Raw genomic sequence first — 17,204 nt, forward strand, 5'->3', positions numbered from 1 at the left:
CACGGTATGACCCCATCGCCTCCACCCCGCTGGATCCCGATCCTCGGCGGACGCGCGGTCCACCCGAAGGCCGTCGTCATCACGGCCGGCCTCGGCGCCCTTGCCCTGACCGCGCTGTGGGCGAACGTCCCCTGGTGGTGGACGTATCCTCACGACAACATGACGGACACCGGCAACCTCGTCGTGGGCATCCTCTACCAGCCACTGATCCTGTGGGGCCCGCTCCTCGCCGCGGTCACGGTGTCGTACCACCGCCGCCGCAGGGCTCACGGCACCACGGCATAGAGCACCTGCCCCCCAGGCCCCCGAGCCACCTCCCGCAGCCCCGCTCCACGCCCGGCGGCACCCCCCGTATCCACAACCCACCGCACCCCGTACTCCCGAAGAATCTCCCCCCGCTCCCGCCCCGACGTCCCCTCCGCGAAATACCTCCGCACAGCCGCCCCCCGCCGCCCCTCGTCCGACAGGAAGAAGTCGGGATACCCAGGCGCCACGGTGTACGCCCCATACGCCGGGATCTGCCGAGCAGGCCGCCCCGCCCGGGCCATCACCACATCCCCGTACTTCACCCAGGGGGTCATCCAGTAGTAGCCCTCCCACGGCCGCCGGTACTTCTCCGCGACGACCTCCGGCAGATCCGCCCGCTTCACCACGTACCCGACCGTCCCCACCTGCGTCCAAGCCCCCACGACCAACGCCGCCCCCAGCACACACGCCCACCCCACCCGAGCCCCCCGCCGCCCGGCCTCCCCCACCTCCACAGCCACCGCGACCTGCGCCGGAATCAACGCCGCAGGCAACGCCCGCCCCCACGACCAGTGCCCGCTCAGCCCGCCCACCGCCACCACGACCACCCCCAGCACGAAGAACAGCACCAGCGGATCCCACCGGTCCCGCCACCACCGCACGCCCAGCGCCACCACTCCGAGCAGCACCAGCCAGTACCGCCCGAGCAGGTCCTCGTACAGCGGCCGGTGCACCGACTCCAGATCACCCCCGGCCCCGAACAGCGCGAAGAAGTCGTAGTACGGCCACAGCAGCAGGACGACCAGCCCCAGCACCAGCCCGCCGCCGAGCCGGATCCACACCACCCGCCCCGGCCGCGCGGCGACCACCGTCGCGACCGCCCCCAGCGTGGCCACCACTCCCGAGAACTGATGGCACAGCAGGATCACCGCCCACAGCGCCCCCAGCCACACGCCCCACGCCGCGTCACCGTCACCGCGCACCGCCCGCCCGAGCCACGCCCAGAAGTGGAACGCGAGCCCCAGAGCGAACACGCTCGGATACGACACCGTCAGCGCGAGCGAGTTGAGCCCGTGGAAGCCGCTCCAGTTGAACAGGACCGTCCCCCACAGGAACAGCAGGCTCAGCACGGCCAGTGCGGGCGCGGCACGATGGCCGCTCAGCGTCCGCACATAGCGCCACACCCCCGACAGCAGCAGCGCGAGCCCTGCCAGCGCCCCCAGCCGCAGCACCACGAAGACCGACAGACCGCTCACCCGGGCGACACAGCCGAGCACCAGCATCCAGGGCGAGTAGTACGGGCTCGGCGTGTCCGCGTCGACGAGCGGATTGCCGGGGTCGACGAGATCGTGCCGCAACCGCTGGACGGTCGCGGCGTGCATGCCGAGATCCCCGGCCCACGGCAGCCGGACGATCACGAGGACCATCAGCAGGACGACCAGACCGGCGACCGCCTGCGCGGCGAGAGCCGCCGGTCTAGGTGCGGCGCGCATCGTGCGGGAACACCCAGGTGCGGTAGACGAGGAAGCGGAAGGCGGAGGCCAGCACGATGGAAGCCGCCTTGACCGCGTTGGACTCGAAGGGACCGGTCAGGCCGAGCACGTGATATCCGGCGTAGAACAGCCCGCTTTCCATGGCCACGCCGATTCCGCTGAAGACGAAGAACAGCGCGATCTGGCGCCGGGTCCGGGACGCCCTGTCGCGGTAGGTGAAATACCGGAATCCGAGGTAATTGGTGCCCATGGCGATCAGGCTGGCCAGCACGGTCGCCATCATGGCGGCCCGGTGCAGCCCGTGCAGGAGCACGTTGAACACCAGGAAGTTCACCGCGACGCCGCTTCCCCCGACCAGCGCGAAGTTCATCACTTCGAGGACGACACGCTTCACCGGCCGGGCGACGGGAGCGGCCACTCGCTCCCCGGAGAGATTCACTGTCACGCCCCAAGCCTTAGCCGGAAACGGTAAGTCCTCCACTCGAATCGCCCTAAGGCACGCCAAGAAGAAAGCGCCCCGGGCCGATATCGACCCGGGGCGCCCAGAACGCCGTACTCCTACGAATGCGTCCGCAGCAGCGTGCGCATCGTCCGCATCGCCACCGACAGGTTCGCGAGGTCGAACGCCTCGGAGCTCTGGATCTCCTCCAGTGTGGTGCGGGCCCGGCCGAGGATCGCCGCGTTCTTCTGCTCCCAGGCCTTGTAGCGCTGCTCGGGCGTCGAGGCGCCGTCGCCCACCGCCAGGACGTCGGCGGTCAGCGCCGCGTGCGCCGCGTACAGGTCCTCGCGGATCGCCGCGCGGGCCATGGACTGCCAGCGGTCGGCGCGGGGCAGCTCGATGATGCGGTCCATGAGCTGGGTGATCCGCAGCCGGTCGGCGAGGTCGTAGTAGACCTCGGCGACGTCCAGCGGCTCCCGGCCCATGCGGTCGGCGACCGAGACGATGTCGAGCGTCGGGAAGGCGGAGGAGAACCCGGCCACGCGGGTGGCGAGTTCGTCCGGGACGCCGGCGTCCGTCAGCTCGTCGTAGATCTTCTGGTACCACTCCAGGTCCGCGCCGCGCAGCAGCTTCGGCAGCTCCCCCCAGACCTGCTCGACCCGGTCGGCGAAGAAGTCGACGGTCTCGGCGAGCTGGAGCGGCTGCGGCCGGTTGTTGAGCAGCCAGCGCGTGCCGCGCTCCACGAGGCGGCGCGAGTGCAGCCGGATGCGGGTCTGGACGGCGGCCTCGACCTTGTTGTCGAGCGCCTCGACCCCGTCCCACACCGGCGACTGGCGGAAGATCACCCGGGCCGCGGTCTGCGCCCGCACGATCTCCTCCAGCGACGCGCCGGTCTCCTCGCGCAGGCGGTGCAGATACGTCGTACCGCCCGTGTTGACCGTGTCGTTGACCAGGACCGTCGTGATGATCTCGCGGCGCAGCGGGTGCCCGTCGAGACGGTCCGGGAACTGCTCGCGCAGCTCGGTCGGGAAGTAGGCGTGCAGCAGACCCCTCAGGTAGGGGTCGTCCGGCAGCGAGGTGTGCAGCAGCTCCTCGGCGACGGTGATCTTCGTGTACGCCAGCAGCACGGCCGTCTCCGGGCCGGTCAGGCCCTGGCCCTGGGCGAGCCGCTCGCGGATCTGCCGGTCGGTGGGCAGGAACTCCAGCGCCCGGTCGAGGTGGCCCTCCCTCACCAGGTGCTTCATGAAGCGCTGCTGGGCGTGGAGCATGGCGCCGGACTGGGCGAGGGCGTTGGCGATCGCCGTGTTCTGCGCGTAGTTGTTGCGCAGCACCAGGTGGCCGACCTCGTCGGTCATCTCGGCGAGCAGCTTGTTGCGCTGCTTGACGGTCATGTCACCGTCCGCGACCAGGCCGTTGAGCAGGATCTTGATGTTCACCTCGTGGTCGGAGGTGTCCACGCCCGCGCTGTTGTCGATGGCGTCGGTGTTGATCCGGCCGCCGTGCAGCGCGAACTCGATCCGGCCGAGCTGGGTCAGGCCCAGGTTGCCGCCCTCGCCGACGACCTTGACGCGCAGGTCCTTGCCGTCGACGCGGATGGCGTCGTTGGCCTTGTCGCCGACGTCCGCGTTGGACTCGGCGGAGGACTTCACGTACGTACCGATGCCGCCGTTCCACAGCAGGTCCACCGGCGCATGGAGGATCGCCTTCATGAGGTCGGCCGGGGTCAGCTTGGTGACCTTGGCCTCGATGCCGAGGGCCTCGCGGATGTGCGCGTTGACCGGGATCGCCTTGGCCGTGCGCGGGAAGATCCCGCCGCCGGCCGACAGCAGCGCCTTGTCGTAGTCCTCCCAGCTGGAACGCGGCAGCTCGAACAGGCGGCGGCGCTCGGCGTAGGAGGTGGCCGCGTCCGGGTTCGGGTCGATGAAGATGTGCCGGTGGTCGAAGGCGGCCACCAGGCGGATGTGCTCGGAGAGCAGCATGCCGTTGCCGAACACGTCACCGGACATGTCGCCGATGCCGACGACCGTGAAGTCCTCGGTCTGGGTGTCCACGCCCAGCTCCCGGAAGTGCCGCTTGACGGACTCCCAGGCGCCGCGGGCGGTGATGCCCATGCCCTTGTGGTCGTAGCCGGCCGAGCCGCCGGAGGCGAAGGCGTCACCGAGCCAGAAGTTGTACTGCTCGGCGACGCCGTTGGCGATGTCGGAGAAGGTCGCGGTGCCCTTGTCGGCGGCGACCACGAGGTAGGTGTCGTCCTCGTCGTGCCGGACGACGTCCGCCGGGGGCACGACCTCGCCGGCCACCATGTTGTCGGTGATGTCGAGCAGCGCCGAGATGAACGTCTTGTAGCTGGCGACGCCCTCGGCCAGCCACGCGTCGCGGTCGACGCTCGGGTCGGGCAGCTGCTTGGCGACGAAGCCGCCCTTGGCGCCGACCGGCACGATGACGGTGTTCTTCACCATCTGCGCCTTGACCAGGCCGAGGATCTCGGTACGGAAGTCCTCACGGCGGTCGGACCAGCGCAGACCGCCGCGCGCGACCTTGCCGAAGCGCAGGTGCACGCCCTCGACGCGCGGCGAGTACACCCAGATCTCGAACGCCGGGCGCGGTGCCGGCAGGTCGGGGATGACCTGCGGGTCGAACTTCATGGAGACGTACTCGTGCGGCTTGCCGCCCGCCGCCTCCTGGAAGAAGTTGGTCCGCAGCGTCGCTTTGATGACGGTGAGGAAGGACCGCAGGATCCGGTCCTCGTCCAGGCTCGCCACCTGGTCGAGGGCCGCGTCGACCTCCTCCAGCAGCGCGTCCACGATCTCGTAGCCCGCGCGCTGCCGGTCCGGCGACATCCGCGCCTCGAACAGGGAGACGAGCAGACGGGTGGTGTGGACGTTGTTGCGGAGGGTGTCCTCCATGTAGTCCTGGCTGAACGTGGACGCCGCCTGCCGCAGGTACTTCGCGTACGCCCGCAGCACCATCGCCTGGCGCCAGGTCAGCCCGGCGCTCAGCACCAGGGCGTTGAAGCCGTCGTTCTCCGCCTTGCCGGTCCAGGTGGCGGCGAAGGCGTCCTGGAACCGCTCGCGGGCGTCGTCGCCGAAGTAGTCGCCGCCCTGGGAGCGGGGCATGCGCAGGCCGAAGTCGTAGATCCAGACCACGCTCCGGTCGGAGCAGCGCAGCTCGTACGGCCGCTCGTCGACGACCTCGACGCCGAGCCGGTTGAGGACCGGCAGCACCGCCGACAGGGAGATGGCGTCGCCCGTGCGGTAGATCTTGAAGCGGCGCTCCTCGGGGGCGGCGCCCACCGGCTCGTAGAGGCTGAGCGCGAAGTTCTTGCCCTCTTCGTCGTTCAGCTGTTCGAGGTGGACGAGGTCGGCGACCGCGGCGCGCGGATTGTGGTCGGCCTTGTAGCCCTCGGGGAAGGCGTGGGCGTACCGACGCATCAGTTCCGCCGCGTGCTCCTCGCCGAGCTCGGCGTTGAGCGCGTCGGCGAAGGCGTCCTCCCAGGAGCGGGCGGCCTCCACCAGCCGGGCCTCGATGCGCTCCTTGTCGGCGTCGGACAGCTCGGGCAGCTCGGTGCCCTGCGGGACCCGGACCACGAAGTGCAGCCGGGACAGGATCGACTCGGTGTTCCAGGCCGTGAAGTCGACGCTGATGCCGCCCAGTTCCTCCTTCAGGATCTCGATGATCCGCAGGCGGACGGCCGTGGTGTAGCGGTCGCGCGGGAGGTAGACGAGGGCCGAGTAGTAGCGCCCGTACTCGTCCTGGCGCAGGTAGAGCCTCAGCCGCCTGCGCTCCTGGAGGTAGAGGACGGAGGTGACGATGGACCGCAGCTCGCCGACCGGGGTCTGGAACAGCTCGTCGCGCGGGTATGTCTCCAGGATCTGGAGCAGGTCGCGCCCGTCGTGGCTGTTGGGCGAGAACCCGGCCTGTTCGAGGACCTCCTCGACCTTGCGCCGGATGACCGGGACCCGGCGCACGGACTCGGTGTAGGCGGCGGAGGAGAACAGCCCGAGGAAGCGCCGCTCGCCGATGACATTGCCCTCGGCGTCGAACTTCTTCACACCGATGTAGTCCAGGTACGACGGCCGGTGCACGGTCGCCCTGCTGTTCGCCTTGGTCAGGACGAGCAGCTTGTGCTCGCGGGCCTTGGCCCGGGCGTCGGCGGGCAGCCGCTCGAAGGACGGGCTGACCGGGTGGCTCTCCTGGTCGGAGTGGTGCGGGTCGGCGCGCAGGATGCCGAGGCCGGTGCCGGGCACGGCGGCCAGCGAGTCGTCGCCGCGCAGCTGGTACTCGCGGTAGCCGAGGAAGGTGAAGTGGTCGTCGGCCAGCCAGCGCAGCAGCTCGCGGGCCTCCTCGACCTGGGGTCCGGGCAGGTCAGCGGGGATGGGCTCGTCCGGCAGCCCCTCCGCCAGCCGGGTCGCCGCCTCCCGCATCTTGCCCCAGTCCTCGACGGCCTCACGGGCGTCGGACAGCACCCGCAGCAGGTCGGCGGTGATCTGCTTCAGATCGGCCCGGTCGGTCTCACGGTCGATCTCGACGTGGATCCAGGACTCGACGTGCGCGTCGTGCGAAAGGTCACCGAGGCCCGTCGCGGGCGTGGGCAGTACCTCGATGAGCTTGCCGGTGACATCGCGCCGCACGACGAACTGCGGGTGGATGACGACGTGGATCCCGCGCCCCTGCCGCGTCAGCTCATTGGTGACGGAGTCGACGAGGAAGGGCATGTCGTCGGTGACGACCTCGACGACGGAGTGGCTGCACATCCACCCGTTCTCTTCGACCGTGGGCGTGTGCACCCGCACGTTGGCCGTGCCCTGGGGGCGATTCTCGGCCAGCCGGTAGTGCGATACGGCGGCTCCGAAGACATCGACCGGGTCACGGTCGGTGAGGTCCTCCGGGGCCGTGTGCAGGTAGTAGCGCTGGAGGAACGTGAGCAGGGACTCGCGGTCCGGGGCTCCCTGGGCGTCTGGGGTCTCCTCGCCCGTCGACCCGGTCGGTAGGTGCCCCCCGACCGGGCTGTTCTCAGCTACCCGGGCGGCCCTCTCGAGCAACTCGGCCTTGGCTTCGTCCAGCTTGGTCTGCATTGTCCTCTGGCTCCTGTCGCGCGCCGTTGCGTGACGTAGAAGGAAGTACGGCCTCTGCGCTTACGACGTCACGCCGTGACACGGGGTATCCGGTCTGTTCCGACGCTATGCCGCAAGGTGAGATGAGCGGGGGTTTCTGAGCCATTCTTGAGCTGCCCCACGGATGTGAGGCTGCTCTCTGCGACGCCTCGGTCCGGGTGGTGCTCGGCGTCCCGGGAGTCTTAGAAGCCCCGTCCCGCCCGCGAAGACCAGCGACCGCCGCCCGGTCACGGATGTGGTCCGTGCTCTCCGGGCGCAGGGCAGGGACGACGACGTCCCCGCGAACTATCGCGCTGATCACGCCACCAAGGCTATCGCTCCTTACAGGGGCCCCGTCATGAGCCGTATGTGTACAAAACCAGGCCTGGAAGTTTGACGTTCTGCACAGTGCCCCTACACCCGGCTGCGGGCATGTGCGCCGCCCTGGCTGCGGCCGCGGTCCCGCTTGACTGCGGGCACGGGGCCGCTTGACTGCGGGCACGGGGCCGCTTGGCTGCGGGCACGGGGCCGCTTGGCTGCGGGCAGTCGTGCCGCTTGGGGCGATGGGGGTCCCCCCTGGGTCCCCCCTGCTCGAGCGAAGCCGAGAGCTTGGGGGAGGGTGCGCGCAGCGGCACCCCGCACCGCCGGGCCGGGGACCCACCCGGCCCCAGCAGCAACGCCGAGCACCTGACTACGCCGCCAGCCGCTCCGCCTCCGCCACGGCCTCCTCAAGCGTGTCCACGACCGGCACCCCCACCGACTCCAGACTCGCCCGACTGTGCGACCCGCCGGTATACAGCACGGCCCTCGCGCCCACATACTGCGCAGCCACCGCATCATCCGCGGCATCCCCGATCACAACGGTCCGCTCCGGCACCACCCCCCTCAGCGACTCCAGATGCCGCACCATGTGCTCGGCCTTGCTGCCCCCCGACGGCCCGGTCCGCCCATCCACCCGTATGAAGTGCGGCTCGATCCCGAACCCCCGCACCAACGGCACGAGCTCCTCATGCACATACATGCTCAGAATCGACTGGCTACGCCCGGCCGACCGCCACCCCGCCAACAGCTCCGCGGCCCCCACCGTCAGCTCACACGCCACCCGGTGCTCCGCGTAGTACCGATGGAAGATGTCGTCCATGACCTCCCACTCGGCCTCGGTCGGAAGCCGCCCGATGAGCCGCTCATAGAACTTCGGCACCGGCACGCAGTACAGCTCCCGGTACTTCTCCAGCGTCAGCGGCTCCAGCCCCAGCTCGGCGAACGCCGCGTTCGTCGCCCCGATGATCGCGTCGATGTCATGGAACAGCGTCCCGTTCCAGTCCCAGACAATGTGCGCACCCGTCTGCTTCCCCATGCCCCAGAACGTACCCGCCCCCACTGACAATCAAGGGAACGGCAACTCAACGCGCCCCCTTGAACGCCGAGAGCACCCGCCCCGGCGCTCAGTCCCCGCGGCCCACCAGGTTCGGAATCTCCTGCGTGGCGAACCACAGCAGCTCGTGGTCCTCCGCCCCGTCCACGACGAACTGCGCGTCGTCGTCCCCACCGTCCGCCGCCGGCAGCGCCTCGGCCGCCGCCGTCACATCCGCCTCCGCATCCGCGGCGTCGACATGCACGGACGCCGCCTTGGCCAGCGCGACGGCGCCGGCGACCCGCACCTCCCCCAGCGCCGCCGGGTCGAGCCCCCGGTCGGGATCCGCGCTCGCGGCCCGGTCGGGCACGTCCACGGCCACGACGACCCGCCGCCGCGGTGCCTCCGGCTCGGCCGCCAGCAGCCGCAGTGAGGCCAGCGCGGCCCGGCTCAGCGCCGCGTACTCCAGCTCCTCGCTGTCGTCGGAGAGGTACCACTCGCGCAGCCCGGGCGTCACGGCGTACGCGACGAACGGCCCGGCTCCCAGCTCACCCGTCGTGTACGCCTCGGCGAGACCGGGGAGGGTCAGGGGGACGTAGACACGCATGACTGGCCGCTTCTTTCGTGGTCGTTTCATGGTCGGTGGGCTCCGGAGGGCCTTCAGGATACGTGCGGCGCGTCCTCTTTCGAGTTCCCTCCTGTGACGCCGGACGCGGCAACTCCAGGCCCGGCATTCACCCGGCGCGTCCCCGCGCTGACTGGTTCCATGCCCTCCACGCCACCCGGATAGGTGAACATTCCGGCGCCCGCCAGCCGAGGCCCGCTCCCTTGCCCCTGCCCCCGTCGGCCCCGTACAAGATCACCAACCCGAAGTTACTCCCCGGTATCCACCGGGCCCACGAAACGGGGACTCCCATGAACAAGGTCATGACCAGGGCACAACAGCGCTCGACCACCCGCCCACCAGCCCGCCGCGACCCACGCCGCCCCGGCGGCAGCGCCAACCCACGCACACCCGGCAGCCCGACCCCACGCACCCCCGGGAGCCCTACTCCCCGCGCCTCCGGCGGCACCACCCCACGCACCCCCGGGACCCCCACTCCCCGCACCCCTGGCGGCACCGCCCCGCCCCGCACCCCCGGCGGAGGCCCCGCCCGCACTCCGGCAGCCGACGGCCGCCCTCCGGGCTCCGCCCGCACCGCGAGGCCCCGCACCCGCCCCACGGACACCCGCCCACCGACACCCTCGGCCACGCCCACAGCACCCCGCAGGGCGACGCACACCACCGCCCCGGCCTCCCGGGACACCACACCGCACGTCCCGGCCCAGCACCCCCACCGCCCGGTTCCGGCCCCACATCCCCTCCCCACCGACCTCTTCGCCGACCTCCTCGTCGCCGTCCTCAGCGGCCACCGCCCCGTCCACTCGATGCTCCGCCACACCCGGGGCCGTGCCTACGACGAACTGGCCTGGCTCGCCGAACGCGGCCCCCTGCGCACCCGCGGCGCCCGCCCCGTCGTCCGCGACATCGGCTACTTCGAACCCCGCCCCGGCGCCATCGAGGTCTTCGCCCGCATCGGCGCCGGCGACCGGCTGCGCGCCATGGCCTTCCGCCTGGAACTCGGCCAGGACCTCCGCTGGCGCTGCACGGCGGTGGAACTCGGCGGCCCCCGCCCACCCCGCGCAGAGGCCGACTGAGCCATCGCCCGAGGCCGTAGAGCCGCCGATCCACCAAACCGAAGGGCCGGACACCCTCAGGTGCCCGGCCCTTCAGCCGCTACGGTGCCTCAGCGACCGTCACTTCTTACGACGCCCCCGGCTCCGCGCCTGCTTGCGGCGCTCCGCGCGCGTGAGGCCGTCGGCCTCGGAACGCACCGGCTCCTCGTCGGTGGCGAAGTCACCCTCGATGGTGCCGCCCTCACCGTCGACCGTCGGGGCCGAGAAGTGGAGGTTGCGCCGCTGCGGGGCGTCGAGCCCCTTGGCGCGGATCTCCGGGCGGGCACCGGCCTGCGCCGGCACCGCGTCGTGCTTCTCCAGGTCGGCCACCGGCTTGGCGTCCTCGACCGGGACCTCCTCGACCTGCTGCTCGACCTGGACCTCCAGGTTGAACAGGTAGCCGACGGACTCCTCCTTGATGCCCTCCATCATCGCGGTGAACATGTCGAAGCCCTCGCGCTGGTACTCGACCAGCGGGTCCTTCTGCGCCATCGCCCGCAGGCCGATGCCCTCCTGGAGGTAGTCCATCTCGTAGAGGTGCTCGCGCCACTTGCGGTCGAGGACCGACAGCACGACCCGGCGCTCCAGCTCGCGCATGATCTCGGAGCCGAGCTGCGCCTCGCGCGCCTCGTACTGCTCGCGGATGTCGTCCTTGACGGAATCGCCGATGAACTCGGCGGTCAGCCCGGCCCGGTCGCCGGCCGCCTCCTCCAGCTCCTCGATGGTGACCTTGCACGGGTAGAGCTGCTTGAAGGCGCCCCACAGCCGGTCGAGGTCCCAGTCCTCGGGGAAGCCCTCGGCGGTCTCGGCCTGGACGTAGGCGTCGATCGTGTCGTCCATGAAGTGCTGCACCTGCTCGTGCAGGTCCTCGCCCTCCAGGACGCGGCGCCGCTCGCCGTAGATGACCTCACGCTGCCGGTTGAGGACCTCGTCGTACTTCAGGACGTTCTTACGGGTCTCGAAGTTCTGCTGCTCGACCTGCGACTGGGCGGAGGCGATCGCGCGCGTGACCATCTTGTTCTCGATCGGCACGTCGTCCGGGACGTTCGCCATCGACATCACGCGCTCGACCATCTGGGCCTTGAACAGCCGCATCAGGTCGTCGCCGAGGGACAGGTAGAAGCGGGACTCGCCGGGGTCGCCCTGACGGCCGGAACGACCGCGCAGCTGGTTGTCGATCCGCCGCGACTCGTGCCGCTCGGTGCCCAGCACGTAGAGACCACCGAGCTTCTCGACCTCGTCCTTCTCGGCCTGGACGGCCTTCTCGGCCCGCTTGAGCGCCTCGGGCAGGGCGTGCGCCCACTCCTCGATGTGCTCCTCGGGGTCGAGGCCGCGCTGGCGCAGCTCCGCCTCGGCGAGGTCCTCGGGGTTGCCGCCGAGCTTGATGTCCGTACCACGGCCGGCCATGTTCGTGGCCACCGTGACGGCGCCCTTGCGGCCGGCCTGGGCGACGATCTGCGCCTCACGGTCGTGCTGCTTGGCGTTCAGCACCTCGTGCTGGATGCCGCGCTTGCTGAGCTGCTGCGAGAGGTACTCGGACTTCTCGACCGAGGTGGTGCCGACGAGGATCGGCTGGCCCTTGCGGTGCTTCTCCTCGATGTCGTCGACGACCGCCTCGAACTTGGCGACCTCGGTCCGGTAGATCAGGTCCGACTGGTCCTCGCGGACCATCGGCCGGTTGGTCGGGATCGGCACCACACCGAGCTTGTAGATCTGGTGGAACTCGGCGGCCTCGGTCATCGCCGTACCGGTCATGCCGCACAGACCGGGCTGTTCCTTGCCGTTGTGGTCGTGGCGCTTGTAGAGACGGAAGAAGTTCTGGAGCGTGATCGTGGCGAGCGTCTGGTTCTCGTCCTTGATCGGCACCCCTTCCTTCGCCTCGATCGCCTGGTGCATGCCCTCGTTGTAACGGCGGCCGGCGAGGATACGCCCGGTGTGCTCATCGACGATCATGACCTCGTCGTCGATGATGACGTAGTCCTTGTCCTTCTTGAAGAGCTCCTTGGCCTTGATGGCGTTGTTCAGGTAGCCCACCAGCGGGGTGTTCACCGACTCGTAGAGGTTGTCGATGCCCAGCCAGTCCTCGACCTTGGCGACACCGGACTCGTGGATGGCGACGGTGCGCTTCTTCTCGTCGACGTCGTAGTCGCCGGTCTCCTCGATGCCCTTGAGCGGCTGGCCCGCCTCGCCGCGCTTGAGGCGCTTGACCAGCTTGGCGAAGTCGCCGTACCACTTGGTGGCCTGATCGGCCGGGCCGGAGATGATCAGCGGCGTACGCGCCTCGTCGATGAGGATGGAGTCGACCTCGTCGACGATGGCGAAGTTGTGGCCGCGCTGGACGAGCTCGTCCTTGGACCACGCCATGTTGTCGCGCAGGTAGTCGAAGCCGAACTCGTTGTTCGTGCCGTACGTGATGTCGCAGGCGTACTGCTCGCGGCGCTGAGCGGGCGTCATGTTGGCGAGGATGCAGCCGACCTCGAGCCCGAGGAAGCGGTGGACACGGCCCATCATCTCGGAGTCGCGCTCGGCCAGGTAGTCGTTCACCGTGATGATGTGGACGCCCTCGCCGGACAGCGCGTTCAGATACGCCGGCAGCGTGCCGACGAGGGTCTTGCCCTCACCGGTCTTCATCTCGGCGACGTATCCCATGTGCAGGGCGGCGCCGCCCATCATCTGCACGTCGTAGTGCCGCTGGCCCAGGACGCGCTTGGCGGCCTCACGGACGGTGGCGAACGCCTCGGGCAGCAGGTCGTCGAGCGTCTCGCCGTCCGCGTAGCGCTGCTTGTACTCATCGGTGAGGGCCCGCAGCTCAGCGTCGGAGAGGTCGACGAAGTCCTCTTCGATGGAGTTGACCTGGTCCGCGATGCGGTGCAGCTTGCGCAGGATCTTGCCTTCGCCTGCACGCATGATCTTCGAGAGGACGGACACGGGGGTTGGTCTCCTTGCCGGTCGGGCCTGGGACGGTCGGTTACCACTTGACTTACTGAGCAACGGCCATCGTATGCGAGGACCCCACCGCGCCGGGAGGGCCTGCCGTGACGGCGACCGTCCGCTGCTTCATTTCGCTTTCACTCTGCTTCAAAGGGGACAACGTCCGGGCCCCTCGGATGGTGCCGCACCCCCCGACCGAATTACGCGAAGCGTGATCACACCCTCACCTACAGCAAACAGATGGCGCTTCCGGGGCCCTCCGACCACAATCGGCCGATGGACCCCGTCACACTCACCACGGACCGCCTCCTGCTGCGCACGGTCGGCCCCCAGGACACCGACGCGGTGTACGACGCCTGCCAGGACCCCGACATCCAGCGCTGGACCACGATCCCTTCGCCGTACCTCCGCGAGAACGCCGAGGCCTTCACGGAACAGTTGGTCCCCGACGGCTGGGCGGACGGATCCATGTACACCTTCGGCGTCTTCCTCCACTCCGGAGACCTCGCCGGCATGCTCGGCATCACCATGCGCGCCCTGGGCATGGGCGAGATCGGCTTCTGGTCCACCAAGCAGCACCGCTCCAACGGCTACATCACGGAAGCCGCCCTCACCGCCTGTCGCTGGGCCTTCGTCCACGCCGCGATCGACCGCATCGAATGGCGCGCAGAGGTGGGCAACCGCGCCTCCCGCGCGGTAGCGGAACGAGCCGGCTTCACGATCGAGGGCACATTGCGCGCCGCGACCAACAACAAGGGCGTACGCCGCGACACCTGGATCGGCTCCTTGCTCCCGTCGGACATGGGCCTCCCATCGACGGCCCCGTACTTGCCGGCGCCCGCGTAGCCGCTCAGCCGCGGGCAGTCGCGCCGCTGGGGCGACAGCCCCAACGCACAGCACCCCACACCCGACCCCGCAGCTCACGCCACCGCTGTCAGTCCCGTCCCCTATCGTGCAAAACCATGACCACCCCGCGCCCCACAACAGAGCTTTCCGCAGACGAGGCCCGCCGACTGGCACTCCGCGCCCAGGGCTTCCTCGGCGCCCCACCCCGCCGCTCCGGCGTCCGCGGCACCCTCCGCCACCTGGGCGCGATACAGCTCGACACCATCTCCGTCCTTGCCCGCTCCCATGAACTCGTCCCGTACGCCCGCCTGGGCGCGGTAGGCCGAAAGACAGTGGAGAACGCCTACTGGAAAGACACCCACGCCTTCGAGTACTGGTCCCACGCGGCCTGCATCCTCCCCATCGAGGAGTGGCCCCACTTCGCCTTCCGCCGCCGCGCCTACCGCAACCGCCCGCACTGGAACCACGAGCTCCCGGACGGCGCCTACGACGAGGTCATCAAGCAGCTCCGCGACGAAGGCCCCCTCACGGCCACGGAGTTGGGCGGCGCGAAGAAGACGAACGACTGGTGGGACTGGTCCGGCTCGAAAGTCGCCGTCGAACGCGCCCTGATGTACGGCGAGGTGGTCTGCGTGGAGCGCCGCGGCTGGAAGCGCGTGTACGACCTCGCCGAGCGCGCGATCCCGGACGCCCTGCTGCACGACGAACTGGACGACACCGAGTGCCTGCGCCGCCTGGTCCGCCTGGCGGGCCAGTCCCTCGGCGTCGGCACCCGCGCGGACATCGCCGACTACCACCGTCTCAAGGGCGAGCAGGTCGACGCGGTGATCGCCGACTCAGGCCTCGTCCCGATCATGGTCGAGGGCTGGGGCAAGCCCGCCTGGGCCGACCCGGCGGCCCTGGAGACACCCCCGCGCGGCCGCCACCGCACCACGCTGCTCTCGCCCTTCGACTCCCTGATCTGGGAGCGGGCGCGCACGGAGCGGATCTTCGGCTTCACCCACCGCCTGGAGGCGTACGTCCCCAGGCAGAAGCGGGTGTACGGCTACTTCGCGATGCCGGTCCTGGCCGGCGGGCGGCTCGTCGGCCGCGTGGACCCGGCCCGCGAGGGCCGCACGCTGGTGGCCAAGCAGGTCACGCTCGACGGCGCGAAGGCGGTCCCGGCCGTGGCCCAGGCCCTCGCCGAGGCGGCGACCTGGGTGGACTGCACGGACGTACGCGTGGAACGGGTCGACGCACCGGACCTGCGCGAGCCCCTCGTCAAGGAACTCGCCCGCATCCTCGTCTGAAGCCCTACCGGATCAAGGGATCACGGGATCACCGGATCTCGAGGATCTTCTCCCGCATCGCGTACACCACCGCTTCCATCCTGGAGTGCAGCTGAAGCTTCTCCAGGATGTTGCGCACGTGGTTCTTCACGGTGTTCTCGGAGATGAACAACTCCTTGGCGATATCACGGTTGTTCATCCCCGTCGCGACGAGTTTGAGGACTTCCAGTTCGCGGTCCGTCAGTCGCGGCGCGGGCACCAGCCGGCGCTCGTCCGTGCGCTGGATCATCGACTTGAACTCGGTGAGCAGCTTCGACGCCATGGACGGGCTGATCTGCGACTGCCCGTCGGCCACCGCGCGAATGGCGGTGGCCACCTCGTCCGTCGAGATCTCCTTGAGGAGATAGCCGGTCGCGCCCGCCTTGATGGCGTCGTAGAGATCGGCTTCCTCGTCGCTGATCGTCAGCATGATGATCTTGGCGCTGGGGGCGACCTCCTTGATGGAGGTGCATGCCTCGATCCCGCCCCGCTTGGGCATCCGCACGTCCATCAGGATGATGTCGGGCAGCAGGTCGGCGGCCTTCTCGACAGCCTCGGCGCCGTCGCCCGCCTCCCCGACGACCTGGATGTCCTCCTCGGCCGCGAGCACGATCTCCAGGCCCCGGCGGAACAGGGCGTGGTCGTCGACCACAAGGACTCTGATCGGTTCCTTGCGTGGAGAGTCCGTGTCCGGGCCCATGCCGACGACGCCGTCGTCGGCACCCTCGTCACGCATCGGTCCGAAGCTGTCCGCCATCGTTCCTCCCCCTGAAGGCTGCGGCCTGTGGTCCTGAGCCATCGCCAACCCAGAGCAACGACCCACCGGTTGGGCCGTGGCCAACCATGATTTCATGCCCGGACGACACCGGGGTGACGGAGCGGGGCGCCAAGTGGTCGCACAGGGGTGCCCCTGGGGCGCACACGCGCTCCAGGGGCACCTGCTCCGCTGTCATCCGGCATGGTCAGCCGCCGAGCGCACCGCCCGCCTCGGGGGAGTGCGCCTGTGTGACCATCGTGTCCGTCCTGAGGTGAATCACGCCGTAGTCGTAGGCGTGCCGTCGGTAGACGACACTCGGTTCCTTGGTCTCGGAGTCGACGAACAGGTAGAAGTCGTGCCCGACCAGTTCCATCTCGTAGAGAGCCTGGTCGAGGGTCATGGGGGCTGCGACGTGGGTCTTCTCGCGGACGACGATGGGGCCGTCACCCTGCACTTCCAGCGAACCGATCTTCTTCGTGGGGACGGCCTCTTCCGGCTCCTCCTCCGGAGTCGGCACCAGGCCGTTTCCGTTGAGCGTCGCCACACCCGGGACGTGGTCGGCGACCTCCGCGGCCGAAATCCGGCGCGCGCCACGGCGCGAGAACCGCTTGTCGTGTTGCCTGCGCAGCCGGGCTTCCAGCTTTTCCGCCGCCAGGTCGAGCGCCGCGTACGGATCGCTCGCCGCTGCCTCCGCCCGGATCACCGGACCGCGGGAGTGGAGGGTGATCTCCACTCGATCACTGCGGTCGGCCTGCCTGGGGTTGGGCTCCTTGGACACCTCGACGTCGAGGCTGATCACCTTGCCATCGAGCTTCTGGATCTTCTCCAGCTTCAGCTTCTCGGCCACGTGCTTCCGGAACCGCTCGGGCACCTCGGTCTTGCGGCCCTTGACGACGATGTCCACGCAGAACTCCGTTCCCGGATCACTCCGCTTCGCTGCGGAGCGTCTCCCTTTTGCACCAGGTTCCGGTGTGCCCCGGAACCTCGGACTCGGTGACTTCCACCTCCTCCCCCGTGGGCGA

At 69.7% G+C, this 17,204-nt stretch carries 12 protein-coding genes; 4 read left to right on the top strand and 8 right to left on the bottom strand.

Annotation, left to right across the window (positions count from 1 at the left end; translation table 11 throughout):
• Positions 1 to 6 precede the first annotated feature (6 nt).
• The gene (locus ACIBNA_RS26030; protein ID WP_399167526.1) at positions 7 to 285 is read left to right on the top strand and encodes a hypothetical protein; all 279 of its coding nucleotides are present in this window, start codon (positions 7 to 9) and stop codon (positions 283 to 285) included.
• Here ACIBNA_RS26030 and ACIBNA_RS26035 read toward each other — a convergent pair.
• The 5 genes from ACIBNA_RS26035 to ACIBNA_RS26055 all read right to left on the bottom strand — a co-directional run bounded on the left by ACIBNA_RS26035 (position 267) and on the right by ACIBNA_RS26055 (position 9,232).
• The gene (locus ACIBNA_RS26035; protein ID WP_399167527.1) at positions 267 to 1,739 is read right to left on the bottom strand and encodes a hypothetical protein; all 1,473 of its coding nucleotides are present in this window, start codon (positions 1,737 to 1,739) and stop codon (positions 267 to 269) included. The two genes, ACIBNA_RS26030 and ACIBNA_RS26035, sit on opposite strands and share 19 nt — an antisense overlap.
• Positions 1,723 to 2,184, bottom strand: coding sequence for a GtrA family protein (locus ACIBNA_RS26040; protein WP_399167528.1), 462 nt, complete (start codon positions 2,182 to 2,184; stop codon positions 1,723 to 1,725). The genes ACIBNA_RS26035 and ACIBNA_RS26040 overlap by 17 nt, the downstream gene beginning before the upstream one ends.
• A gap of 113 nt (positions 2,185 to 2,297) precedes the next feature.
• Positions 2,298 to 7,253 carry an NAD-glutamate dehydrogenase gene (locus ACIBNA_RS26045; protein ID WP_399167529.1) on the bottom strand — a complete coding sequence of 1,652 codons (4,956 nt, stop codon included), beginning with the start codon at positions 7,251 to 7,253 and terminating at the stop codon, positions 2,298 to 2,300.
• 709 nt (positions 7,254 to 7,962) lie between these two features.
• A complete protein-coding gene (locus ACIBNA_RS26050; RefSeq protein ID WP_399167530.1) occupies positions 7,963 to 8,628 on the bottom strand; it encodes an HAD family hydrolase in 666 nt (221 codons plus the stop codon).
• Between the two features lie 88 nt (positions 8,629 to 8,716).
• A complete protein-coding gene (locus ACIBNA_RS26055) occupies positions 8,717 to 9,232 on the bottom strand; it encodes a DUF6912 family protein (RefSeq protein WP_399167531.1) in 516 nt (171 codons plus the stop codon).
• A 308-nt stretch (positions 9,233 to 9,540) separates the two neighbouring features.
• Between ACIBNA_RS26055 and ACIBNA_RS26060 the strand changes: the two genes are divergently transcribed.
• Positions 9,541 to 10,323 carry an Rv3235 family protein gene (locus ACIBNA_RS26060; protein WP_399167532.1) on the top strand — a complete coding sequence of 261 codons (783 nt, stop codon included), beginning with the start codon at positions 9,541 to 9,543 and terminating at the stop codon, positions 10,321 to 10,323.
• Between the two features lie 99 nt (positions 10,324 to 10,422).
• On the opposite strand, the gene secA is transcribed toward ACIBNA_RS26060, so the two are convergent.
• Entirely contained in the window at positions 10,423 to 13,269 is a 2,847-nt protein-coding gene (secA, locus tag ACIBNA_RS26065; RefSeq protein ID WP_399167533.1) for a preprotein translocase subunit SecA, read from the bottom strand.
• Between the two features lie 279 nt (positions 13,270 to 13,548).
• Between secA and ACIBNA_RS26070 the strand changes: the two genes are divergently transcribed.
• Both ACIBNA_RS26070 and ACIBNA_RS26075 read left to right on the top strand, forming a co-directional pair.
• Positions 13,549 to 14,118: a GNAT family N-acetyltransferase gene (locus ACIBNA_RS26070; RefSeq protein ID WP_399167534.1), complete on the top strand. Its 570-nt coding sequence runs from the start codon at positions 13,549 to 13,551 to the stop codon at positions 14,116 to 14,118.
• A 116-nt stretch (positions 14,119 to 14,234) separates the two neighbouring features.
• Positions 14,235 to 15,407 carry a winged helix-turn-helix domain-containing protein gene (locus ACIBNA_RS26075; RefSeq protein ID WP_399167535.1) on the top strand — a complete coding sequence of 391 codons (1,173 nt, stop codon included), beginning with the start codon at positions 14,235 to 14,237 and terminating at the stop codon, positions 15,405 to 15,407.
• Between the two features lie 28 nt (positions 15,408 to 15,435).
• Here the strand turns inward: ACIBNA_RS26075 and ACIBNA_RS26080 are convergent, their stop codons facing one another.
• Entirely contained in the window at positions 15,436 to 16,182 is a 747-nt protein-coding gene (locus ACIBNA_RS26080; protein WP_399167536.1) for a response regulator, read from the bottom strand.
• 205 nt (positions 16,183 to 16,387) lie between these two features.
• Positions 16,388 to 17,086, bottom strand: a complete 699-nt coding sequence (hpf, locus tag ACIBNA_RS26085) for a ribosome hibernation-promoting factor, HPF/YfiA family (RefSeq protein ID WP_274816726.1) — start codon at positions 17,084 to 17,086, stop codon at positions 16,388 to 16,390.
• Between the last annotated feature and the right edge of the window lie 118 nt (positions 17,087 to 17,204).

Origin of the sequence: Streptomyces sp. NPDC050164 (genome assembly GCF_044459945.1) — a bacterium.
Classification (GTDB): domain Bacteria; phylum Actinomycetota; class Actinomycetes; order Streptomycetales; family Streptomycetaceae; genus Streptomyces; species Streptomyces coeruleorubidus_A.

Excerpts from the sequence above, each read along its gene's own strand:
- ACIBNA_RS26030 (WP_399167526.1), top strand. The coding sequence starts at position 7 with ATGACCCCATCGCCTCCACCCCGCTGGATCCCGATCCTCGGCGGACGC.
- ACIBNA_RS26035 (WP_399167527.1), bottom strand. The coding sequence starts at position 1,739 with ATGCGCGCCGCACCTAGACCGGCGGCTCTCGCCGCGCAGGCGGTCGCC.
- ACIBNA_RS26045 (WP_399167529.1), bottom strand. The coding sequence starts at position 7,253 with ATGCAGACCAAGCTGGACGAAGCCAAGGCCGAGTTGCTCGAGAGGGCC.
- ACIBNA_RS26050 (WP_399167530.1), bottom strand. The coding sequence starts at position 8,628 with ATGGGGAAGCAGACGGGTGCGCACATTGTCTGGGACTGGAACGGGACG.
- ACIBNA_RS26055 (WP_399167531.1), bottom strand. The coding sequence starts at position 9,232 with ATGCGTGTCTACGTCCCCCTGACCCTCCCCGGTCTCGCCGAGGCGTAC.
- ACIBNA_RS26060 (WP_399167532.1), top strand. The coding sequence starts at position 9,541 with ATGAACAAGGTCATGACCAGGGCACAACAGCGCTCGACCACCCGCCCA.
- ACIBNA_RS26070 (WP_399167534.1), top strand. The coding sequence starts at position 13,549 with ATGGACCCCGTCACACTCACCACGGACCGCCTCCTGCTGCGCACGGTC.
- ACIBNA_RS26075 (WP_399167535.1), top strand. The coding sequence starts at position 14,235 with ATGACCACCCCGCGCCCCACAACAGAGCTTTCCGCAGACGAGGCCCGC.
- ACIBNA_RS26080 (WP_399167536.1), bottom strand. The coding sequence starts at position 16,182 with ATGGCGGACAGCTTCGGACCGATGCGTGACGAGGGTGCCGACGACGGC.